The sequence below is a fragment of the Paenibacillus sp. FSL L8-0641 genome (assembly GCF_038006265.1).
Classification (GTDB): domain Bacteria; phylum Bacillota; class Bacilli; order Paenibacillales; family Paenibacillaceae; genus Paenibacillus; species Paenibacillus polymyxa_D.
The window spans coordinates 3,992,680-4,016,731 of sequence record NZ_JBBOUW010000001.1 but is presented as its reverse complement, the minus strand read 5'-3'; the positions used below and the strand labels follow the sequence as shown (position 1 = coordinate 4,016,731).

20 protein-coding genes are annotated in these 24,052 nt (G+C 46.4%); 19 read left to right on the top strand and 1 reads right to left on the bottom strand.

Annotated elements, in window-relative coordinates:
* Window positions 1–227: 227 nt before the first annotated feature.
* The 7 genes from MKY16_RS18140 (at window position 228) to MKY16_RS18110 (ending at window position 8,086) form a co-directional block, all read left to right on the top strand.
* Entirely contained in the window at window positions 228–869 is a 642-nt protein-coding gene (locus MKY16_RS18140) for a 50S ribosomal protein L25 (protein WP_029515690.1), read from the top strand.
* Window positions 870–1,153: 284 nt separating this feature from the next.
* Window positions 1,154–2,650, top strand: coding sequence for a methyl-accepting chemotaxis protein (locus MKY16_RS18135; protein ID WP_029515689.1), 1,497 nt, complete (start codon window positions 1,154–1,156; stop codon window positions 2,648–2,650).
* Window positions 2,651–2,839: 189 nt separating this feature from the next.
* Window positions 2,840–3,088 (top strand): hypothetical protein, encoded by a 249-nt coding sequence (locus MKY16_RS18130; RefSeq protein ID WP_029515688.1) that lies wholly within the window; start codon window positions 2,840–2,842, stop codon window positions 3,086–3,088.
* A 42-nt stretch (window positions 3,089–3,130) separates the two neighbouring features.
* Window positions 3,131–4,792 carry a sensor histidine kinase gene (locus tag MKY16_RS18125; protein ID WP_176715758.1) on the top strand — a complete coding sequence of 554 codons (1,662 nt, stop codon included), beginning with the start codon at window positions 3,131–3,133 and terminating at the stop codon, window positions 4,790–4,792.
* The gene (locus MKY16_RS18120; protein ID WP_029515686.1) at window positions 4,789–5,553 is read left to right on the top strand and encodes a LytR/AlgR family response regulator transcription factor; all 765 of its coding nucleotides are present in this window, start codon (window positions 4,789–4,791) and stop codon (window positions 5,551–5,553) included. The genes MKY16_RS18125 and MKY16_RS18120 overlap by 4 nt, the downstream gene beginning before the upstream one ends.
* 190 nt (window positions 5,554–5,743) lie before the next feature.
* Window positions 5,744–6,997 (top strand): L-lactate MFS transporter, encoded by a 1,254-nt coding sequence (locus MKY16_RS18115; protein ID WP_029515685.1) that lies wholly within the window; start codon window positions 5,744–5,746, stop codon window positions 6,995–6,997.
* A gap of 177 nt (window positions 6,998–7,174) precedes the next feature.
* On the top strand, window positions 7,175–8,086 hold the full coding sequence (locus MKY16_RS18110) for a serine/threonine protein kinase (RefSeq protein WP_029515684.1): 912 nt from the start codon (window positions 7,175–7,177) through the stop codon (window positions 8,084–8,086).
* Window positions 8,087–8,129: 43 nt separating this feature from the next.
* Here MKY16_RS18110 and MKY16_RS18105 read toward each other — a convergent pair whose 3' ends face one another.
* A complete protein-coding gene (locus tag MKY16_RS18105) occupies window positions 8,130–10,217 on the bottom strand; it encodes a vWA domain-containing protein (RefSeq protein ID WP_340956514.1) in 2,088 nt (695 codons plus the stop codon).
* A gap of 640 nt (window positions 10,218–10,857) precedes the next feature.
* On the opposite strand from MKY16_RS18105, the gene MKY16_RS18100 reads away from it, so the two are divergent.
* From MKY16_RS18100 to MKY16_RS18045, 12 genes are all read left to right on the top strand, one after another.
* Complete coding sequence (locus MKY16_RS18100; protein ID WP_340957592.1) at window positions 10,858–13,026, top strand: transcriptional regulator; 2,169 nt, start codon at window positions 10,858–10,860, stop codon at window positions 13,024–13,026.
* Between the two features lie 119 nt (window positions 13,027–13,145).
* On the top strand, window positions 13,146–13,571 hold the full coding sequence (locus MKY16_RS18095) for a hypothetical protein (protein ID WP_013311475.1): 426 nt from the start codon (window positions 13,146–13,148) through the stop codon (window positions 13,569–13,571).
* Window positions 13,572–13,701: 130 nt separating this feature from the next.
* Window positions 13,702–14,151 (top strand): J domain-containing protein, encoded by a 450-nt coding sequence (locus MKY16_RS18090; protein WP_340956512.1) that lies wholly within the window; start codon window positions 13,702–13,704, stop codon window positions 14,149–14,151.
* A 32-nt stretch (window positions 14,152–14,183) separates the two neighbouring features.
* The gene (locus MKY16_RS18085) at window positions 14,184–14,732 is read left to right on the top strand and encodes an FHA domain-containing protein (RefSeq protein WP_029515681.1); all 549 of its coding nucleotides are present in this window, start codon (window positions 14,184–14,186) and stop codon (window positions 14,730–14,732) included.
* A gap of 67 nt (window positions 14,733–14,799) precedes the next feature.
* A complete protein-coding gene (locus MKY16_RS18080; protein WP_028542470.1) occupies window positions 14,800–15,327 on the top strand; it encodes an FHA domain-containing protein in 528 nt (175 codons plus the stop codon).
* Between the two features lie 35 nt (window positions 15,328–15,362).
* On the top strand, window positions 15,363–16,193 hold the full coding sequence (locus MKY16_RS18075; RefSeq protein WP_340956510.1) for a PP2C family protein-serine/threonine phosphatase: 831 nt from the start codon (window positions 15,363–15,365) through the stop codon (window positions 16,191–16,193).
* 22 nt (window positions 16,194–16,215) lie between these two features.
* Window positions 16,216–18,093: a serine/threonine protein phosphatase gene (locus MKY16_RS18070; protein ID WP_340956508.1), complete on the top strand. Its 1,878-nt coding sequence runs from the start codon at window positions 16,216–16,218 to the stop codon at window positions 18,091–18,093.
* 44 nt (window positions 18,094–18,137) lie between these two features.
* On the top strand, window positions 18,138–19,457 hold the full coding sequence (locus MKY16_RS18065; protein ID WP_340956505.1) for a normocyte-binding protein: 1,320 nt from the start codon (window positions 18,138–18,140) through the stop codon (window positions 19,455–19,457).
* On the top strand, window positions 19,454–20,143 hold the full coding sequence (locus MKY16_RS18060) for an iron-dependent peroxidase (RefSeq protein WP_134902813.1): 690 nt from the start codon (window positions 19,454–19,456) through the stop codon (window positions 20,141–20,143). The genes MKY16_RS18065 and MKY16_RS18060 overlap by 4 nt, the downstream gene beginning before the upstream one ends.
* Window positions 20,144–20,174: 31 nt before the next feature.
* On the top strand, window positions 20,175–22,826 hold the full coding sequence (locus tag MKY16_RS18055; protein ID WP_340956504.1) for a molecular chaperone: 2,652 nt from the start codon (window positions 20,175–20,177) through the stop codon (window positions 22,824–22,826).
* 62 nt (window positions 22,827–22,888) lie between these two features.
* Window positions 22,889–23,401, top strand: coding sequence for an RDD family protein (locus tag MKY16_RS18050; RefSeq protein WP_029515675.1), 513 nt, complete (start codon window positions 22,889–22,891; stop codon window positions 23,399–23,401).
* 68 nt (window positions 23,402–23,469) lie between these two features.
* A complete protein-coding gene (locus MKY16_RS18045; protein ID WP_029515674.1) occupies window positions 23,470–24,048 on the top strand; it encodes an RDD family protein in 579 nt (192 codons plus the stop codon).
* Window positions 24,049–24,052: the final 4 nt, after the last annotated feature.

Sequence of the window (24,052 nt, the reverse complement as noted above, 5' to 3'; positions counted from 1 at the left end):
CGTGCTTGGTTGCGTATATACACAAAAATAGCATTTTTCGATCATTTCGAGAAATGCTATTTTTTTATGCAAACGTGTGTCAGTTTCAGAAAAAAGGGGTAAAATAGAATTATGGACTTGTTTAGTTTTGCCAGCTAGCTGGCTTACATCCTGTAGTACGACTGGTAAACAGGCAAGATTCTTGGAGGAAAATCATTTGTAAGGTAACCTGAAGGAGGTTGTATATCATGAGTTCTAATGGAGGAAGTATTCAACTGACCGCCCAGCCGAGAACAGAGAAGAAGGGTTCGGCCATTCGTGGATTGAGGTTAAAAGGACGGATTCCAGCTGTGGTTTACGGCTCTGAGCTTGAAGGAACCCCTGTACATGTCGATGCCAAGGAATTTAATAAAGTAGTCAAAACCGGACGTTCAGAGGTGTTTAACCTCACAGTAGAGGGTGGAGAAACCATTCCAGTTATTATTAAAGATTATCAACAGCGTGATAACCAATGGTTGCATGCCGACTTTCTGAAAATCTCCAAAAACAAACCGCTTCGCGTGCGTGTTTCTATTGATTATCAGGGTACACCTGCAGGTACAAAAACAGGCGGTATTCTGCAAGTTCAGGAAACGGAAGTTGAGGTCGAAGGTCTTCCGGCTGATTTGCCATCTACCATTGAGGTGGATGTATCCGCGCTGGATGTTGGCGACAAGCTGAGCGCTAGCGACTTGAAACTCCCTAAAGGAGTAACACTGCACGTCCCTGAAGAAGAACTGCTTGCTTCTATTATCGTTCCACGTGCAGTTGAAGTAGAAAATGCTGCTGTGGAAGGTGATGCAGCGGCAACCGAAGGCGCTGAAGAGGCTTCTGAAAACAAGGAATCCTAATATTATCAGTGGTACATGAACCTTTTCCAATTGCAAAGATCATCAAAAATGAATTCAAAATCGCTCCCTGTCAGGGGGGCGATTCTTTGCATTCATTTATTTACAATTACATACTCTTTCCCTTTAAGAGTTGTCCTGTTGTAATTTGACGATTAAAGGGAATGTGGAGTGTTTGCATGATTTTCATTCACTACGTGTTCTGATATGACGATATATAAAGTATGGTATTTACATTTTTATTTTATAAATACCTAATATATATTCTAAGGAGCGCGTACACAATCATGGACAGAACGAGTGAATTGTTGTGGCAAAGAAACAAATTGGTGATCATTATTTTTTGGATTATGGCCTTGAGCGGCATCGTCCCGGCATTATCTAATCCCTCGATGTGGGTATCTAATGGTGTAGGATTTGTAGTCGCGGCAGTTTTAACGATCCTGAATGTGAAAAAGAAAGGAATCCGCCTTATTCCGTGGATTACTACGTTTTTTAGCGTATTAATGTGTATATTTTTGAACTTATCTAACGTCGAGGTAGGGACCACCATATTAATTTGCTCTTTGTTTTTGCTGTATCCGTCTTACCGGTATTTTCTGGTAGCTATGACCTTAAATCTCTGTAATATATTTGTGCAAATAACAATCGGTACGCCCCCAATTCCCCCGGCTACCGGTTCTTTGCGCTATGTGCATGAGTTTATTATTGTTTTACTCATTGGTTTGCTACTGTTAGTGGTATCGGTGTTAAATCAAAAGCAGTTTAAGAAAAGTGAAGAGCAAAATAAAGATATCGATGCTACAAGGCAACGAATTGAATTTCTGTTTGAGCAAGTTAGACAAGCAGTGGCTGGATTGCATAGCTTTACAGAACGATTCAGGAATCAAGTAGATGCGACGGGCAGCGTGACAAATGAAGTCGCTATCGGATTTCAGGAGGTTGCCAAAGGGGTAGAAATGCAAGCTTCGAATATCACCGAGGTTACGGATAACTTGGCTCAATCTGACCAGCACGTGCGAGAGGTAGCTGATCATTCCCGAGAACTGAAGCAGCTTTCCGAAGATACGAAAAATGCCGGGGACAGAGGGAGCAGTCAACTGCTTGCATTGACGTCTCAAATTAAGGATTTGGGTCAAGTCATGAGTCGTACCAAAGAAGAACTGGACGAGTTTAGAGTACAAAGTGATAACATGTCTGCCATGCTTAAAGATATTACTCAAATCTCGAAACAAACTAATTTGCTGTCCTTGAATGCATCCATTGAGGCCGCCAGAGCGGGAGAGCATGGAAAAGGATTTGCCATCGTAGCTGGCGAAGTGCGTAATTTGGCTGAAATGGTAGGGAACACCTCGGTGGCGATGGAAGCTATTTTGACTCAACTGAGAACTCAGATGGATTCTGTCGTAAGCCAATTTGACATGGGACAGCACAGGCTACAGCAAAGTATGGAATCGGCACATTCGACCGAAATTGTACTGGAAGACATCCTGCAAAACGCCAATAAAGTGCTGATGCAGGCCGTGGATGTGGAAAACAGTACGAATAGCATGCAGCAGTATTCATCTCAGGTTGTTCAAGAGATGACGGAATTTTCAAGTGTAACGGAACAGGCGAGTGCAGCATCAGAACAAATTTTGGCTGGAGTAGAGGAACAACGAAATATAACCTCCAATATGGTGACCGGGTTTAGTGAGCTAGAGGCGTTGATTATCCAATTAAAAGAACTGGTACATGATCAGAAGGAGTACAACAGTCCTACCGAAATCAGCAAAAGCAAATAACCGACAAGCTTCTTCATCGGACTAGAGAGCCGGGGAGTATCGCTATCAAGCGGTACTCTCCGGTTTTTTTCTGCGTTTGAAGAAGGGAAATGAAGAAGAGGCGATTTCTAGAAGCTATAATTAGATGGAAGTTGATGGTATAATTTGTGGCAGTTTAAATGCTTTGTAACTAAGGGGGGATAAATTCTTATGGAGCTTAAATATTTGTTATTCGGCGTGTTGAGCCTATTGGGTAGCGGAGTGATATATACGATGGAGCGCTTTATAGCGGTCATTCAATGGGCTGCGAATTCCGTACCTGTTAAATTGAATAGTTCGGGCATTTCTATGTCAGAACCTGATATGCCGAGTTTTGTTGACAATATATTTGTTATTATTTTATTCGTATGTGGCTTGATGATACTTGGGTATGGTGTGTATGAACGACGTACACGATAACAACTATGTAGGCATATCCGTTTTTATTTGGGAGGAACGCATGTGAATGCCTTGTTGGAAATGCTGATGCAGCTATTTGAGCGCGCAGCATTGTTGCTGATTTGTTTATTTTTTATTACACGTATCCCACGGTTTAAGGAAACCTTGCAAAAGAACAGTCATTCTCCGGCAGAGCTGGCCATACTAACATTGATTTTTTGCATGTTTGCACTGTTCGGCACCTACACCGGGATTGAAGTTGAAGGTTCGCTTGTTAACGTTCGAATCATAGCAATTATGGCAGGCGGTATTTTGTTTGGACCCTGGGTTGGGATCGTTACAGGTATTATATCGGGTATCCATCGTTATCTGATTGATATCGGGGGAGTGACCTCGATTCCGTGTCTGATTACGAGTATTCTGGCAGGTGTGGTGTCAGGATACATCGGCCGCCGGGTCAATCGTTCCAAGAGATGGCTGGTCGGTATCGCCGCAGGTATGGTCTGCGAAGCGTTGACGATGCTGCTCATTATGGTGATGGCACAACCCCATAGCCTTGGAGTGGACATCGTTTCCAAGATTGGTCTACCGATGATTATCGGAGAAGTCAGTATCGGTTTAATCGTTCTGTTGATCCAGAGTGTGGAGGGGGAAAAGGAGAATATCGCGGCCAGACAGGCCAAGCTGGCACTGGATATTGCCAATAAGACGTTACCTTATTTTCGCTCCATTAATGCCGAATCCTTGCATACGATTTGCTCGATCATAAAAGAAGATATTAAGGCAGACGCGGTGGCGATCACGGATACCAGAGATGTGCTGGCCTATGTCGGTTTTGGCGAAGAGCGTTATCACATCGGAGATGAGATCATTAGCGATGTGACTAAATCGACAATCCGCAGCGGTAAAATCACGATTCGCAACCATATTGCAGACGATAAAACACCCCAAATCCAGTCTCTGCTCATTATTCCATTAGAAGAGCGGGGAGAAGTAACCGGAACCTTGAAGATTTATTATCGCAAAGCTTATAAAATCACGTATCCGTTGCAGACGATGGCGATTGGCTTGTCTCAAATCATTTCCACGTTAATGGAAGTGTCGCGTGTGGAGCAAATTAAGGAAGCGGCGAATAAAGCTGAGTTAAAGGCACTCCAAACGAAAATTAATCCCCATTTTCTGTTTAACGCGCTGAACGCCATTGCCTCTACGACACGCACCAAGCCGGATAAGGCCCGAGAGCTAATCATTAATTTATCGGGCTATCTGCGCTATAATTTGGAGCTGAATGATGATTTGATTGAAATTCATAAGGAGCTTCAGCAGGTGTCTGATTACGTGGAAATTGAAAAAGCGCGCTTCGGCAACCGGCTTCAGGTAGAGTATGTAATGGATGAGGTGTCTGTGCGTATTCCAAGCCTTATTATCCAGCCCCTGGTTGAGAATGCGATTAATCATGGAATCCTCAAGAAAAAGGGGGCAGGTACAGTAACCATTTCTGTAAAGGATCGTGGAGAAAAGGTGCGTATTTCTGTGGCAGATACCGGGGTAGGTATACGCGATGATGTTGTGGATAACCTCTATCATGATCGGGTTCCGGCTAAACAGATCGGCTTGTACAATGTGCACAGACGGCTCAAGCTTATGTACGGCGAAGGAGTTATTATTCTAAAGCATGAGCCGGGCACCGAAGTTTATTTTGACATACCAAAGGAGAAGTCATGAAGGCCATAATTGTAGAAGACGAACTTCCGGCACGTGAAGAGCTGGAGTATCTTATTCAGACTCATAGCAACATTGAGGTGACCGATAGTTTCGAGGATGGGCTAGATGTGTTTCGGTTTCTGCAAGATCAGGAGACGGACGCGATCTTTCTGGACATTAACATTCCTTCATTGGACGGGATGCTACTGGCACAGAACATTAGCAAATTTGCCAAAAAGCCCTATATTATTTTTACGACCGCCTATAAAGAACATGCGGCGCAGGCTTTTGAACTGGAGGCGTTCGACTACATCCTCAAACCATATGATGAAAAAAGGATCGCATCTATGCTACGTAAGCTGGAAAATGCTTATGAGCAGCAGAACGTTCCAATACAGGAGCCTGTCCAGACGGCGCAACCCCGAGCTGCTGAAGCCAGCACCGTTGCTGCGCCAGGTCGTATTAATCTGCTGAAAAATGACAAAATCATCGTAACGGATGCGAACGATATTTACTATGCGTGTGCGCAGGAAAAGGTGACCCGTGTCTTTACTAGGCACGAAGAATATACGATGCCGATGAGCATTTCAGAATTTCATAGCCGGTTGCCGCAGCAGGACTTTTTCCGCTGTCACCGATCGTACACAGTTAATCTGTCGCAGATCCGTGAAATTGTACCTTGGTTTAATCATACGTATCTCCTGCGTTTGCGTGGACTAGAGGCTGAAATTCCAGTAAGCCGTAGCAAGGCCAAGGAATTTCGGCAAATTATGCGACTTTAAAGGCATTTCATTCCGCTATATGTGCATTTCATTCCTCAAACGATTTCTGGCTGACATGCAGGGTTATAATAACCCGTGTAGAGAGAATCCTTACAGACTTGCTCCTCCTCAGGCGCAAAGTATACTGGATTCCCGGTTATCATAATCACAAATTGACGCTGTAGAGCCGGAATGAAAAGAGGAGATTGAAATGAAAACAAACAGCGGAAATCGTTGGCTTGTCGTACTTGGAACAATAATTGTACAAATGGGATTAGGAACCATTTACACATGGAGTTTATTTAATCAACCGTTGGTGGACCGCTTTGGCTGGAACCTCAGTTCGGTTGCCATTACATTTTCAATTACCAGTTTTGCACTGGCGTTTGCTACCTTATTCGCAGGCAAACTACAGGATAAATGGGGACTACGTCGTTTGATTTTGTGTGCAGGTGTCGTGTTAGGAGCAGGGCTCATGCTCAGTTCACAGGTAACTTCGTTATCCCTGCTATATATTTTGGCGGGTATTGTCGTAGGTTTTGCGGATGGAACGGCATATATTACATCACTTTCTAATCTGATTAAATGGTTTCCTGAGAAAAAAGGACTTATTTCCGGTATTTCGGTTGGGGCATATGGAACAGGCAGTCTTATATTCAAGTATATTAATGGTTCGTTGATTCAGTCCGTTGGTGTATCGCAAGCGTTCTTATATTGGGGAATGATCGTGCTGATCATGATTGTGGGTGGTTCTTTCCTGGTAAAAGAAGCTGTAGTCGTGAACAAGCCTTCGGTACAAAATGGGGTTGTACAGCGGGACTACACCGTTAAAGAAATGCTGCGCACCAAGCAGGCATACCTGCTGTTCGTCATGTTCTTTACCGCTTGTATGAGTGGTCTATACCTGATTGGAGTCGTCAAAGATATCGGCGTACGGATGGCCGGCCTAGATGTAGCAACAGCCGCGAATGCGGTCGCTATGGTCGCTATTTTCAATACGGCAGGTCGGATCATTTTAGGTGCGCTATCGGATAAAGTAGGTCGTCTGAAAGTAGTAGCGGGTGCTCTATTAACAACGGCGGTTGCAGTTACAGTGCTGAGTCTATTACCGCTGAATTATGGTTTGTTCTTTGCCTGTGTAGCAGGAATTGCTTTTTGCTTCGGCGGCAACATTACAGTCTTTCCTGCCATCGTAGCTGATTTCTTCGGTCTGAAAAATCAAAGCAAAAACTATGGTATTGTGTATCAAGGCTTTGGCCTTGGTGCGCTGGCGGGGTCATTTATCGCAGCCTTGCTCGGCGGATTCATCCCGACCTTTACCACAATTGCTGTGCTGTGCGTCGTATCGTTCCTGATTGCCCTTACCATTCGCACTCCAGAACAAGGTAAAGGCAAACTGCGTAGTGAACGGAAGAAAAATACGAACAGTGTGCGCAGCATGAAGCCTGGAACGAAACTGGGTTAAAGGATTTGAGAAAAAAGAACCAGATGAATGCCAAAAGACCTGTCATCATTTCTCTAAGGGAGATTATGGCAGGTTATTTGTTTTTCCAATAATCTATTTTACGGTATAATAAAAAGATATGTAATAAGCCGATATATACAAAAGACATAAGCTAAGAACCTGACAGGAGGACGAGTCATGATCGTGGATACAAGCGGGAATCTGCTTGCCCGCAATACGAAGCTGCGAAATACATATCAAATTCGAAGCGCCTTGTCCCGCAGTGAGCTGGCCATCGTGTATACGGCAAGGCTGTTGGACAACCGAGAAAAAGTCATTGTGAAGGAATTTTTTCCGAATGCACTGGCTTTGCGGGGGATGGATCGAAAAACGGTCACTTGCGGTGCTTCGATGCAATCCAAATATGTGGAGTTTATGCATTATTTTTTGCGTGAAGGGCAAATGTTGAAGGAGTTAAGTCATCCGGGAATTGTCGGTTATATAGATCACTTTGAGGAAAATGGAACTGCTTATCTGGTCATGGAATACTGTGCAGGCAAGACCTTGGATCGAATGATGAAAGAAGAGGCTGCGCCAACGTATGACCCCACTTTTTTGTACCATACGCTGCTACCTTTAATTGATGCCATGGAGTACATTCATGACAAAGGAATTATTCATCGGGATATTAAGCCGGGCAACATTATGATTGGGGAAAATGGCAACGTCAAGCTGATTGATTTTGGTTCGGCTGTGCATTTTGAAGGCAAAGAGCATCCGATTTTCACCACGGCGGGCTATTCTCCGCTGGAATTTTACTCTAATCGTTCGCAGCAGGGACCTGTGTCGGATATCTATAGTTTGGCCGCTACGCTGTATTATTGCCGAAAAGGAACACCTCCGCCAGATGTGCCAGGCCGATTATTTGCAGATCATGCTGAGCGGATTCAGATTGAAAATGCGGGACTTTCTCTGCTGCCGTATGTCATTCGGCGTGGTCTGGAGGTACAGGCTAACAAGCGCTGCCGCTCACTTCGATGGTTTAAAGCCGCACTACGTGCGGAATATTGGATAAAAAAAGGGAAGCGCCCTACTCTTACGGTTCGTTAATCGTAAGAGACGGCGCTTCTCTTTTTTTACGTTGTGACCGACATTATCCTGTCGGAGCTTGGATATGGTCGGTGTACACTGAAGTATTTGGTTTAATCGCTTTGTATCGCAGCTCGATTTCAGTGACACCATCCTCGAATGTAATGTACAGTTTGTCACTGTACTCCATGACCGCTTTTTTGTTGCGAGCTAATCTGATCTTTCCATGCTGTAAGGCACAGCGTGTATCATGTTTCACGATCAGGCTCCCTTTTTTACCTGCGGAAAATAGGATCCGTTCCGCTTCTGGCAACGGTTCGTGAACGTCAAGCGTACGGAACAACTCCTGCAAGCTGACCTTACGACCCGGAAAGGAGGTGAGCGGCCAGGATTTTACCGGAATCTCCTGCCCACTTGCTGTAGCGAGAAAATATCCTTCGATTCTTCCGGCAAACTGCGGCTTCGGCCGCAAGAACCAATACAGAAGAGCGGCTACCACGATACTGATGGCTACTGTCCATTTAATGGCTGTATACCGAGATTGTACGGTAACGGTTAGTGTAGCGCTGCTGGATGCTCCTTCCGGATCGGTGGCAGTAATCTTTAGCTGAGAGTCACCTGTGCGGAGCTCGGATAGCAGCAGATCATTACCGTTAATCTCAGCATGGATCGCATCCCCAGAGGCTTCTGAATCCAACTTATAGTTCAGCTTGTCATGATTCGGGTCAACAATAAAATCCGATACACTTCGACGGGAATCACCGTCTTCTTTCACCAGGTGAATCGTCAGGTCTTTTAAGACCTGTGGCGCTGCATTGGCCGCGTGAACTTTATGTACAGTTCCCTTACGGTACCATTGCGGACTATCCAGAGATAGCTGCCATGTATAATCCCCGGTTTGAGGGAACGCATATTCGGTATGGAAGGCTCCTGACTTATAGGTCATAGGCACCTTTTTGGCTGTGCCCCCCTTTGGAGTAACAATAATATGGGCTTGGAGAGACGTATATACGGCTTCATCCGTAAGCTTTTGACTGTCGGGTAACAGGAGCTGAGCTTGAAACGGTGTGGCTTGACCTTTCAGCAACTGCACAGGCTTGTCGCCATGAGTTGCCGATGCTTGCTTTCCTCCTATGGTTGCTTCGGCTTCCAGTCGGTAGCTGCCAAGTAAATTGATTTTCACCAAATCCCCGCGTATGCCCCGTAGTTTCAACTTCACTTTGCCTGCCTGTGGATGCTCGATTTTTAAAATCGCATATCGGCTCGACTTGTACCTGCGGACATTTTCTGAATTGGAATATAGCTGTGTTTCCAGAAGGGGATGCTCCGACAAAAGCACCAGATTGGCTTCCTCCATACTGGAATCAGGTAGAGTTACAGTTAATTCCTGCATCTCGCCAGTGGTCGTAATTGCAGCAATTGGAACGAGCTTGGAGCGAATTTGACTGGCGAAAATACGGTTCAGAATTTCCGGCAGATCCTCGGCACTACTCGTAATAAAAGAAGCTCCACCCGTTTGAGAAGCGATCCGTTCGAGTTCTTGTCGGTTCACTGTGCCATCATGGTTCAGACCAATCGTGTACACCGGATATCCTTTGGTCTGTGCAGATTTGATGACAGAGGATACATCGTTATTGGAGTCACCTTTGGATCGGGAACCAGAGGAGGCACCAAAATCAGTCTCTCCATCTGACAATAGAATCATAAAAGGCTGACGCCCTTGGGATGCTCCTGCGGCTAGAAGCTCCGAGCCTTTGCGCAACCCAAGTCCCAAATCCGTATAACCGGAACGGTTAAGTGTTCTGATTTCCTGCTGGATCTGGGATTTTTGCGCTGCCACGGCAATCGAAGTGAGTGGTTTCGAGGCGACCACGTGATGATTGTAGGCAACGAATCCGACGCGTGTGCGGTCTGCATCACTCAAATCCATAAACATATTGATGACTTCCGCGGCAATGCCCTCAGGATCGGTATCCCTCATGGAATAACTGGTATCCAATACAAAAACGGCATCATAACCCTCGATCGGGACAGCACCTAAAGATGCTGCATTAGCCTGATTTACACTGCAAATTTCCCCATTTAAGCCCATTTGTAAAAATAGTACAAAAGTCATGAAAACAATAATCGCTAGTTTCCTTATTCTGAACATAAGCTCCTCCATCGCCGAGGCCAACGTGAGGGGATCAACTCTCCTAATCCTTGGGATATAAGGGATAAAGGATCAAAACAGCTGATAAACCTCACATTAGCCATGAATTTGATTCTTTTACGCTTATCAGAAATATCCAATGGACTTCTATCGGTAATTGAGTTCCATTTGTGAATATTTCCCTGAAGAAACAGGTCTAACATATCATAAAAATTACGTATTCACGCATAAAATGAGTCAAAATGCCCTGTTTCAATCTGAGACTACAGAAATTGACAAAACTGAAGGGTGCTTTGTATGATAGCTCTCGTATCAACGGCAAAAATTGGGATTGAAGTTAGGAATACGAAATCATAAATTTAAAATTTCTGTGTTATCTGACTTTGTGATTTAAAAAAACATCTCACTTGCATGCTTTGCCGTTAAAAGCCGAATAACGCTTCGGACCGATTTTCGAGGTTACATGCCTGTACCATAAATGTGGTATAAGCTCAATCCTTTGACGAATTTAAATGTATAAGTAGGGGGGAGGAGGCAAAAGAACTAAAAATGAGTATTCGTCCGTTTCAAATTGGACATCCCGTGTCCGTGTATGGAGCAATGGACCTATAACTCATACTTTATTCATTTGCCGACAGCGATGGAAATCATTTATCAAACCAACCGGACAATGCTTTTTGAAGAGATTAACCCGGAAAAGCTGGACCTGATCACCATAGTAGGTGATGTGAAGGGTATTGACAGCTTGAGCGATGAGAAGATCAAGGAGATTAATCAGCACCTTCTGGTGCGCAGCTTTGACGAATTTTTGGATAAGTTTTCACCGACCGTGTATTCGTTTTTTAACGCGGCCAATCAAAAAGTCGTCTACACCCTTAAAAAGCCAGAAGGAATTGATGAGGATAGCATTTCTGAAATTCGTGTAAATCAAAGTAATGACTTTCTGAAAATGTTGTTTACGCTCATCGATACCAAGCGCAGTCAAGGAATCACTAATGTAGATTTCAAATTTGAAAATCTGCTGGATATGATTTCACCGAAAAAGGTCATGGATGATATTCGCCAAGTCCGCAAAGAAATTCACTATATGTATGGTGAATACGACAAGCTGGATGATGGTGACCCGAAGAAACTTGACATGGGTGACAAGCTGAATGGCATGTTCGAGGAAGCGAGTCAAAACTACAACAACGTTATGGCTATGCTCCCACTGGCAATTGAGGACATCAAAACCCGCCTTCTGCTCGGTGGCGCCCAAGAGGAAAACTCCGGTGAACTGATCCAGGTGGGCATGCTCTCCATCGGGGAAAGCGGCGAACTGAAAATTATTGAAGCGCCGAAGAGCGACAGCACTGAGCTGATGTTGTTGGATGAGAACAGCACTGGCGATCTCTCTCAAGTATTCGAAGAAGACTATAACTCTATCACAGATACGCCTTCTGATTATGTGAAGGATTTGGTAGTTCGCACGTTTGTGCCACTGCCAGCTGTTCAGACCAAGGTGGATACAGCAGTTGAGGTTCAGAACTACAACACGTATCTGGAGTTCTATAAAAATGCCAAGGATGATTTCGTAAAGGCGGTTAAGCCCCTTGTGGAAAAAATTCTCGGTGTCAAAATGTTCTTCGATCAATATGCAACGAAGAGCAAAGGCATGCTGCCGACAATGCTGGTGGCGAACAACAAGCTGGACATGCTGGTAAAAAGCAGCAATATCCCGCGCCTGGAAACGTACCTGAACACTGTGAATGCTAAGAATGAATTTAGCGACACGATCTGGTTCGGTATCGTTCCATCCGTCGAGCTGGAAGCGGGCGGTAAGGTAAAAGTTTCACGTGAACGCTTCAAGGGCAACGAGAAGGTCGTTAAGCAGGGCGGCAATTCAATGGAATCGCTCTCGATGCTGCTGCAAGTCGTGAAGGATTACAAAATTCAAATGTTCTTTAATTTTGAATCCGGTGAAGAAACGACTTTCAACAGTATGGCAACAGCAGGCATTGATAAATATGTCGATAAATGCGCTAGTCTCGTTCGCAGAGAATATAGCGAATTTGCAATTCCTTGTGTACCGAACTTTACGATTATTCCGAAGGACAAATCGGGTGTCATTATCGACAGCAAAATGCTACAGACCGAAGATGGTGTACAGCTCTCTAAGGAGAAAGAGGATATTCTCAAGCTGTGGATCGAGGGCGTTTATGTAGGTGCAGCCTACGTTGCCGCCGGCTTGGTCGCTTCCTATCAGTGTCCTGAATACCTGCGTGAGACGTTCAAAACGGTCAATAAGAACTTCCCTGGCGTACGCTTCGATATCGAGGCAGGAGACAACAGTCTGCGCACGGTGACGACGATGGCCAAGGAGATCACCGGTTTCACTAACACGATCAAGGATGCCATCAACCGTAAAAACTTCGGCTTTGTATTCTCGTCGGAGAATGCACAGATCCAGGATAAGGATATCCGCCGGATTACCGTCTACAAGGCGAGAAGCATGGCGATGTCCGAGGACGGTTTTGACTCCATCTACAAGACGCTGGTCAGCACGTATATTGAACGTATTTTGCGCTACCAGACAGGGGACTTCAAACACGAGAATATCGTCCGTTTCTTCAGTAACAATCCGAGCAGTCAGAAGAGCAAGTGGCTGAGCAGCAGAGGATCTGTTAACTCGATCATTCAGGACGGAGACGATATGAGCTTCATTATTGATGAGAAAAGCAATATGTGCCATATCGATCTGGTCTTCAACGGTAATGTGAAGAACCTGGAAGTCATGATCACTAAGGGAACCAGCTCGGTCAAATCATGATCCGAGCACTACGAAAGATGTTAGAGGCGTTTCTATCCAGAACCGCCTTTATACATAAATCGCGGAGAAGCTCTGCTTCTTCCACCATCATATTACCTAATTTCAAGGAGGCAACACACATGGGATTCAGATTGAAAGTAGAAGGACAAGAAACAATTGAGCTGGGCTTGGATAACATCCAAACGGTTATTTATGACACCGATACACCGGACGATTCCAATGCACGCTCGACTGACGTAGGCTCCACGCTGCGCATCAGCGGTAAAATCATCACAGCAGTAGACGGTGACAGCGCGGATGACACGCTGAAACTGGCTTTGTGGTCTCTGGTTCCTGCTGAAAAAGCAGACAGCTACCGTAAAGTAACACTGGAAGTTATCGCAGCTGATCAAGTTGTGCGTAAAATCCACTTCCCGAATGCTTTCGTTGTAGACTACAACGAGCACTTCGGCGACACAGAAGGTGTAGGTGCATTTACACTCTACATCAAACAAAAGAAAGACAAAACCGAGCTGGCTACAATCGACGGCGGATATCCGGTTTAAGCTTAACGTCTTCACGTTAAGTGCAGCTTAAACACACACTCACCCGGCACACAAGTGCAGGGTGGATAAATATTAAGAGGCCTACGGGTCTCTTAATATTTATTTTTTTCGGAGAGGGGAACATCACACAATGACTAACTACTATGAGCTGCTCGGTGTCAGCCGGGATGCTTCGGAGGCAGAGATTAAGCAGGCTTACCGTAAACTGGCCAAAAAGTATCATCCTGATACCAACCAGGGAAGCGAGGAAGCAACGCGCAAGTTCAAGCTGATTCACGAGGCTTACAATACCTTGCGTGACGAAGCATTGCGGCAGGCATACGATGCCGAGCTCATCCGAAAAACTGAGGGAGCTGGCGGGGAACAGCAAGAGAGAGGGAGAGGGGCTACATCTTCCGGTGGTGCGCGTACAACAGCCAAAGGATTCAATCCAGCTGACATAGGAACTGATTTTGAGCAATTTTTTGGTTTTCATCCGAAAACGAAGGAAGGCTCACCAGGGAAAAAAACGAAAAAATCCGGTGATCCGACGGATACCTCAGCGATGTTTAACCAATTTTTTGGTATTCGTAAAAAATGATGATTTCAGGATAGAAATGGGGGAAGCAAGCAGTGAAAACGGCGCAGAACAGATGGGTTTTCATCATAGATGTTGCCATGTTCGGGCTGATGCTGGCGATCGCCTTTTATGTGTTTAATCGTACAGGCTACAGCGGTTTGAAAACCGTGGTCGCGACAGGTATTGGAATCGGCGTGCTTGTATACATACTGCGCAATCTGGTGTCCGTTGTACCTGTGGCCAAGTCAAGGGCACAACGTCAGCGGATTGCCAAGCTGGTGTTGATTGATGAAGAGGGCGAGTCCATTAAAGAATGGTATATCGAAGGCGAAACGTCGCTCTTAATCGGCAAAACGACGTCACGTTCGGAGGCGGATATTGATTTGGCAGGTACAGATTATGCCTCCCTGGTAAGTGTGGAACATGCGGTACTCAACCGGGTGAACAGCGACTGGTTTGTAGAGGATGTGGATTCCGGTAATGGTACAGGCTTACGGTCTGCCAACGAAAGTGTAACCAAGAAGTTGGAAAGTGGTGAGCCATACCGGATTTACTCAGGTGACTTATTATATATTGCCAATACGAGGGTGCTCGTTAAATAGATGAGGATGCTGCAAAATTCTCAGATCGCTGAAAAGACAATCATGACAATGGGGGAAGGAACCGACTATGAGTTTGACAAGATGCCCGAACGGACACATGTTCAGTACACGAAAGCACGGAAATACGTGTCCTTATTGCAACACGGTAGTAAATATAGCTGCACCCAAGAGCGCGGAGCCAGCAGCGAAAACAAACGTCGCGGGAGATAATGACAAAACAATGCCGTATTTGGGTGAGACGGTGGGTATTCATCCGGTAACTGGATGGCTGGTATGCATCGAAGGAGCACAAGTGGGTCAGGACTATCGCATTATGGCGGAGAAGAACTTTATCGGACGCGCAGAAGAAATGCATGTCCGCATTATCGGGGACAACACGATTTCTCGCAGAAATCATGCGGTCATTGTGTATGATCCGAAGAAACGCAACTTTTACTTGCTGCCAGGCGATTCATCAGGTTTAGCGTACCACAATAACGAGGCGGTATATTCACCAGCAGAGCTGGCTGCCTATGACGTGATTCAGCTGGGACACAGCAAATTTATCTTTATCCCGCTGTGTGGCGCCCATTTTGAGTGGGATAACGAAAACTAGGATGGAATTGGGCAATGGTGCAGGGAGGTAACGATATGCAGCCTTATTTTGTTGTAAGTGGAGCTGCGGTACTATTCGCTGTTCTTCTCATGATCCGTATACGACTGACGCGAAGTTCCGGCAGCCGTACCGTAAGTGGAATTGAAATCGGAAATGGTCAAACGATCGGGAGCCGGAGCGAGCAGGATGATTATTTCTCCAGTATGACGACACCTGTCGGTACGCTGGCTGTTGTCGCAGACGGTATTAGTGGACTGGCCAATGGACGTATGTCCAGTACCTTGGCTGTGACGACTTTTACAAAGGCATTTGCCAAGCTGGAAGATGCAACGAATTTGAACGGATATTTTGCAGAGGCGTCAACTCAAAGCAATCGCGGCATTTTGCAAAATTTGAATGGACAGGGTGGAGGAACGACGCTGGCTGCGGTCATTGTGTGCGGCTATCAGCTGTATTACGGAGCGGTGGGCGACAGCCTGATTACGATTTACCGTAATGGTCATTTCCAAACAGTCAATTCCAAGCATACAGCAGAAACACTGCTGGAGGAACGAGTGCTTGCTGGACAAATGACCTCGGAGGAAGCCAAAACGAGTCCAGTGCGCAATCAACTGGTCAACTACTTGGGCTATGAGGGCTTTGAGAGCATGGAACTGGGGAGTGCACCGATTCGTCTGTATTCGGGCGATCATGTGCTGTTGTGCAGCGATGGCATTCAGGAGGCGCTGACGGAGATTGAATTGGAAGAGATTATGCGCAAGGGTGGAACACCGCAGGAAACAGCGGATGCCATGATCGACGCCATTAATGATAAAGGCTTTAAAAGTCAGGATAATGCAACAGTACTTATTTTGGCGATAGGATGAAACAAGAAAGACGGGGGTAGCGATGCGCAAGGACAACAGCGATTTTAGTACCGCCTTTGTGTCGGAAGCGGGCTCTTACATAGACAACCGGGACTATTTTGCATTCATGGAGACGGACGACATGGCCTGTTATGTCCTCGCAGACGGTCTGGATTCGGATCAGGAGCTGCGCAGCGCAGAAATGGTTGTCAAAACGGTGCTTGAAAACTTCATGGAGAAGCCTTCCATGTCCAAGCGGCGCTTGATGAGAGATCTGCGTGAAGCGCAGGAATGGCTGCAATTTGAAAGCCGTCGTGTTCGGCTCAAAGCCAGTCTGCTGATGGTAGTGACCAACTACAACAAAATGGTGTACGTTTCGTGCGGTAATGTGCGGCTATATCATTTTCGCAATGGAAGGCTTAATTTTCGCAGCAAGGATCATAGTCTGGCTCAGTCATTGGCAGATGATGGACGCATTCCAGACGAAGCGACCAGCACACATGAGGAACGAGGTAATCTGCTGGAATACTTGGGAAATCCGAATGGAGTTCATGCCCATTACGCCAAAAAGACCCAGCTTGCAGATGGAGATGTAATCCTGCTCGCCACATCCGGGATGTGGGAGGACGTTGAGCTGGCGGAAATGCTGGGGGCGCTAGAGGAAGCGAAGGATCCGGTCATGCTGACGGACACATTGGAAGAGGTTCTGCTAAGCAAACAGCACCGGACGGTGAACAATTACACGGCTGCGGCCATTTATGTAAATAAAGTTTTTCAGGAAAAGCCTAAAAACCGCCGTAAGCTGATCAAACGGATTTTGATTGCGTTGCTCGCCTTTGTAATCGTGGGAGGGGGAGCATGGATTACACTGGCGCGTATGGCAGCGAACAAGGCGGCTGCGCTGGAAACGATGGTCGAATCGGCTCAGGCCGCGGATGATTATGCCAGGGCAGGAGATTATGCGAAGGCACTCAAGTCCTACAGTGAAGCGAAAAACGCGGCGGTTAAAATTAACGATAAAATTCACAAACGAATGTATACAGCCGAGCAGAAACTGTCTCAATTGCTGGTTGACGGAGACGGCTACGTGGAAAAGGCGGACTTTACCAAAGCTGAAGCCAGCTACGAGAAAGCACGGAAAAGCGCTGGTCTGTACCCGCCTTTCAATGTGAAGGATATTGAGCATAAAATCGACCAACTGGACAGCTATGCTGAGACGGCGAGCTGGATGAAGGACGGAGATATGAAATTTCAGGGCGGCGATTACACGAATGCACTCAAGCTGTACAAAAAAGCAAATAAGGCTGCGATGGAATCCGGTTATACGTCTGCGCAAAAAGAACTGGAGAAGAAAATTACCGAGGCCAACGATAAATTGACTGCTATTCAGCAGCAGCTCAAGGAGATTCAAGCTGGCAAGCTTCAGGCTAAAGGAGATCGAATGATGAAGGATCTCGATTATGAAGGAGCCATTGATGCCTATAGCGGGGCACAGGAAATTTATCAGGAGATCGATAAGCTCGAAAGTGTTCTGGCATTGGAGCGGAGCATAGCCAAGGCGGAGGAAAAGCAGAGCGCTGAGCAGCAGAAAAACGGTCAGCTTCCTGCTGGATTGGGATTGTCTGACGGAGCGTTGAACGACACGGACGCAGGGGACGCAGCGAGTAATGCTTCAGCTTCCGTCGCTGCAACCCCTGCTGCAGAATCGCAAACGAAGGCTACGCCAACGGCTTCAGCGGGAACTACACCCGCGAAGAAGGAAGTCTCTTCAGCGGCAAAAAATAGCGGTACGGGCGATGGAAATGCCTCTTCGGCCAAGGCGGGCACCAGCAAAGAACAAGGAACTGCTGATTCCGCTTCTAAAGCAGAAGGAGCGTCTGATTCAGAGAACCAAGATCGGGCTGCTGCGAATGGAAGTTAAGTTTTCATGTTCAATGAAGCTGGAGCCGAAAGGAGTGAGACGTCGTGAAAGAGCTGGTACAGGACCGTTTGAGCAAGATGGACGATTTGGAGCAGAGACGTTTACTGAAAAATATGATGGCGGGGGTATTTATGAACCTCGTCGAATATCAGGAAGAAATGACCCGCCAGCTAGAACGGCGGGTATTTGAGGAAATTGAGAATACGGAAGAAAAGATTGATGTGTACGTGTCATTGACATCGCGTGAGGACTATGACCCGATTCATGAATTTTTATACCCTGTGTTACCGTCGGATACGGAGGAAAAGCAGATTGACATCAGCCATGTGGCAGAGGTGGTACGCGAAGGCGGATCGATGCCGCTGTTTACGCTTTTCCTTGAGATGGAGACCGAACGAATCTCAGCACTGGTGCGCAGCAAGCGAATTTTCTCAGGAATGTTGGTCACGGAAACCGGCAATTATCCGATTCGTTTTCGTCTGGAGCATAACCGTTCTTATATTTTAGAGATTGAGCAGTTATATCACACGTTTATGCAAAATGGCATGCCGTGGAAAACAATTAATCACCCGTACGCTTATAAGTTTGTGGACTGTGTATTGATTGGTGGAGACGGCGAGCCGGCCGCCCATGAAGAAATTCATGAAATTACAATTTCATTGGAGGAATTCGACGGTTTTAAGAAGGGTGACGTTTTTCCGCTTTGGAACATTGAAAGGCTATCTCTAAAGAACAGCGGCTTTCCTATACCCGCTATGGATCGTGTGAATTATGAGCATGTGCTACCTTTGCGAAAAACAGGTCCTGAGCATGGTTACTTGATTGACGGGACTGAAGGCGATATCCGGTATATCAAGCGTACAGAAGAGGAACTGACGATTGTCACACCACGTGATAAGTCTGGCGAATGGAATGTGTTGAAGGTTACGAAGCCTGTTACAACGAGACTTAGTCGTCAGACTTATCCGTTATTGTCCAATCGGCGACAGGACAGCTTTTTGGGCCGCTATGCAGGAAAACAGGCCGTGATTGTCCGTGCCAAAGCGGAAATCATGCGCATCGTAAACTCGTTTGAAGCAGCGCAGGGGCTTGAGCTGGAACGTGTAGACATCTGGGGAGGTGCAGGGAGAAATGATGTAAGCAACCTTTTAACCAAAACCCAGACGTATCCGTTAAATCCGTTTATCAGCGATAACGTACGGACAGAGGAAGGCAAGCAGATCATGCGTTTGGGGTTCAGACGTGGTTCTGACGATGTTTTGCCCACTGCGCCTGCTTATATTTTATCCGATTTAATGAGCTTTCTAGTATCAGAAGTGCAGATGTATTTTCCGGAGTACAAGTGTGAAGGAGAATGGGTGTGAATTACGTCTGGGATTTGCTCATGCGCGCGAGGGAACAGGGGCTGGATGTAGATAAATTCCGCTTCGTACCCGCTGTCAGCTACTCTCCGTATATGGAGCTTAGTCTGGCAGAGTTGAATACTTCCCATTTGGAGCAGGTAGTGGAAATCAATCCGTACTACCGCTTTTATTCTATTTTTCGGGATCTGTTTCCACCGGATGCTGAAGAGTATCTAGAGCTGAGAGAATCGCTATTTGATATTATGATGCATTTCCTGGCGGAAATGGACTTGTATCAAGGGATGAATCGGCGGGAGTACCATATCCGGTTTGTTCAGCGTGATATTGCAGAGGGCATTTTTGGCCCGAAGGTAAAGGAAGGCTTTGGACAATTAAACCGTGAGGATCAGGACGCGATTGCTGAAGGATTGCTGCGCCTGTATGAGACGGGAGAAGCCGTACATTTGCTAAAAGAAACGATGCGGCGCGTCTTTCATCGCTCAATCATTTACACCAATTGTGAGGAAAAAGACGAACTGCTCATCTATATCGGCCAAGAGGAGACACCATTGTCACGGATTAAAGTGGATTTGATTCTGGATTTGTTTCTTCCGGCACGTTTTACGACGGAATTGTATTGGACAAGTCATTTCGGCATTTTGGAGGAAGATCCTACGATGAAAATAGACGCTATCGCCCTCTATTAAGGCTAAATGGCTAAGAAAGGACATGTGAACGATGAACGGACCCTATACATACAGGTTGCTAGACCCGCTCACCGATCGAAAAAGCATACGCTTCACGGCGAAATACACGCGGGCGGAATTGGAGCAAATGACGACCTTTCAGTTACGCGGAATATGCGATAAGGAACGACTGGTCGAGGGCTTTGCCAATCGCCTGGCACGTGAAGAGTTGATTCGCGTGATTTTACGTTTTCGGAGCGCGGAAGAGCATTTACTCATCACAAGGCCAAATCCTGGCGGCTTTGAACGCATGGAATCGGCACTACAGCGAAACTGGAACGACCGTCGGCAGGAGAGCAGCGGCATCCGGGTTCCCGCCAAAATCACGCTGTATCAGGGTGTACGCACAGGTCGCATGGACAACTACCGGATTGAATCCGATTTGCCTTGGCTGAGCTCATCTAATGTGCTGCTGGTGAATGCAACAGGAGAACTGTGCGGTGTTTTGAATTTGGTGAAGGATGAGACACGAACAGGCGTATATTATCTTTCTCGTCATCGTGATGCTGAACTGCGAGAGACGTCCAATCATAGTTATAGCCTGCTGTTTCTGCGAAGACAGGAATCAGAATATTTTTATAACCTCTACTATGGAGATAAGCCAATGCTGCCGCTGAAGCTTCAAGGTCACCGGATTCCGGTGGCAGAGCTGATCATTCGGGGCACGGAAACTACAGATGCGGTACTTGCGATTGATTTTGGCACCTCGAACACCACAGCAGGTGCTTATTTGGATAGCTCCTACGTTACGGCTCCTGATACAGGTATGAGCAGCACAGTAAGGCTGAACGCCATCAATTATGTGTCATTCCCCGGCCCAGAAGGGGCAGAAGGCGACTGGATCGAAGTATTGCCGACTGCTATTCGCGTCGCAGATTGCTCCAATCCAGAACATATCCTTTATGTATTTGGGGAGGATGCACTACGTGGATCTGACGTGGCAGGAAGCCGTGCAACAGTATTGCGGGGGATCAAGCGGTGGGTCAACGATTATAAGCGAATTGAGGAATTAATGGATTCCGAGGGGAATACAGCAACCGCTTCCCGCAGTGATATTTTAGCTGCTTTTATCCGTTATGTGATTGCTACAGCCGAGCAGCAATTTAAGTGTCGGTTCCGCAACCTGCACTTTTCTGCTCCGGTAAAGCTGCAGCCCCAGTTTATAGAGATGTTTAGTGATATTTTGCCTGATTACCAGATTGAAGCGGAGGATGCGCTGGACGAAGGGCTGGCTGTGCTGTACAACACGCTGGCAGACCAGATGGAACGAGGGACTTTTGCGGACGGTGAGGAGTACCAGGCACTTGTTATTGATTGTGGTGGAGGCACGACAGATTTGTCTTCCTGCCGATTCCGAATTGAGGACGGACGTATTGCTTACAAGCTGGATATTCACACAACATATGAAAACGGGGATACCAACTTTGGCGGCAATAATCTGACGTATCGGATTATGCAGTTTATGAAAATTGTATTTGCAGGTTATTATGCTGCCGAGACGCGTTTGCCTGACACCGATATTGATGCCCTGATCGGCATTCCTTCGGGAGATTTGTACCGTCATGTGGATGAGTTTGGTGTAGATGCTGTATATGCGGGACTGGAGGAGCGCTACCGAGAGGCAGAGGCCATCTTGCCTACCGCGTTCAAACAGTATGAGCATGCTACACGGGATGAATATCAGCGGGTACTGAGTAATTTTCATCTGTTGTGGAGCGCGGCAGAAAATATGAAAAAGGAATTTTTTCTACGTACGGGGATCTTGCGCAGCCGCTTCGAATCCGAGCAGGTATTATCTGCTGAAAGCGACCTGAACATTGCAGTGATGGACCGTTGGCTGGTTTCAGTCATCGAGAACGGACGGTTTCGTGATGAATATGGTTTGCCTGATGTGGTGTTTAACATTCGGGAAATACAGCAGCTTCTTAAGGCGGACATCTACAATATTGTGCGCAAGTTTCTGGATGAGTTTTATCTGGAGGGACGCATGCAGGATTATTCGATTATCAAGCTAACCGGGCAATCCTGCCGGATTGACGTATTTCGCGAAGCACTCAAGGAATTTGTACCGGGGCGCAGTATTGAGTTTCGTCAAAAGGCAGAGGACCTCAGCCGGGTACCTGAGTTGAAAATGGCCTGTCTGCGCGGGGCTATCCGTTACCTGAACGCTAAAAAAATGGGCACGATTGAGCCTGTCATTACCAATCATATTCCGGCTATTCCGTACACGGTCAGCGCATGGACGCATACGGGACGCGAGAAGGAGCTGATTGTGAGTTTGGAAAGCAATCGGGTACGCGGTTCTATTTCCCGGCCGTCTCATGCGGCTGAGGTGGAGTTCTTCCTGACGGCCGACGGCGGCAAGCTGCGTCAGCGCCATGTGTATCGTAGTCGGCCAGAAGCTTTTGAACCCATGCCGTATGAGGAAATTGCAGTGCTGTACGGGCGGGATATCCCGCAGGATGATACGGACTCCATCCGTAATGGGGAAACGAAATATTTTGTTTTTGTCGGAGATAGCCGCTGGGGCTTTTATGTAGTGCCGATTACTCGCCGAGATGAATTGCTGCATCTGGGACCCAAACGCTTTTTTGCCTTCGAGAATGATCTCTCCGAGCTGGATTTCTTTGACGGCACGAAATAGTAAATTAAGGGTTTTGCAAAATGCTGAAATTAGAAAAGTACACAACACTTGGAGGGGATAACGTGCTGTATGCAGGTTTTTGGAAACGAACTTTGGCTTATATCATCGATGGCCTTATTCTATGGTTTGTATTTTTAATATTTGGATTGATCTGGATGGTAATTCGGACCTTAGGGGATTGGGTACCGTCTCCGGCAGAAAGCTCTTTGCTCTCAGACGGATCGTCTTCTATTGTTACCATGAAAGTAATAGGACAGACCTTGCTGAATTGGGGAGCTATATGGCTATATTATGCGCTTATGGAATCATCGAAATGCAAAGCCACGGTGGGCAAACTGGCTCTCGGCATCGTTGTAGTAGATGAGTTTAATCACAAGCTCAGCTTTGGACGTGCTAGTGCCCGCTACTGGAGTAAGCTTCTATCAGTCATCATTTTGTTCGCCGGCTTTATTATGGCAGCCTTTACGGCGAGAAAACAGGCTCTCCACGATCTGATTGCCCGTACCTACGTTGTGGACAAACGCGAGCTGAATTATATCCTTCGTGAGCAGGCTGGGCGCGGAGCTGGAATGTAACATTTAGGTTGGCACACAGATTCAAAGATTCTGATGAACAGCAGGCTTTAAACAGGAGGAGCAGTAGGATGTACGCTGGTTTTTGGAAAAGATTTTTAGCCCATTTGCTAGATTATACTATTTTATTTGTGACTATTCGTTTGATTGATACGTTGCCGTTTGTGACGATAGGGTTTGTCTCTGCGTTCGTAAAAATGCCGAATTTTTCGGAGTTTGTTTCACACTTAGACGATGTGTCGGTGAGAATTTTGGGAGCTATTATTATTTTTGGCCCTCTTTTATTGGATTGGCTTTACCACACCATCATGGAATCATCAAAATGCAGAGGAACGGTCGGCAAGCTGGCTGCGGGGATTGTCGTTGCGGATGAAAATAATGAAAAAATATCTTTCGGACGGGCCAACGCCCGCTACTGGGGTAAAATCATTAGCTTAGTCACTATATTTGTAGGCTATATCATGGCAGCTTTCACTGAAAAAAAGCAGGCGTTGCATGACAAAATCGCTCGTACCTATGTGGTGAACAAAAATTGGCTGGACTACTCTGAGTATATTAAGCAAAATCCATCGCTGACAGAGATGCCTGTCCCGGCTCCTGCACCCGGTGTGAATCGGTTGTCCGTTCCCTTGAATAAAGAAGAGCAGTAATGAC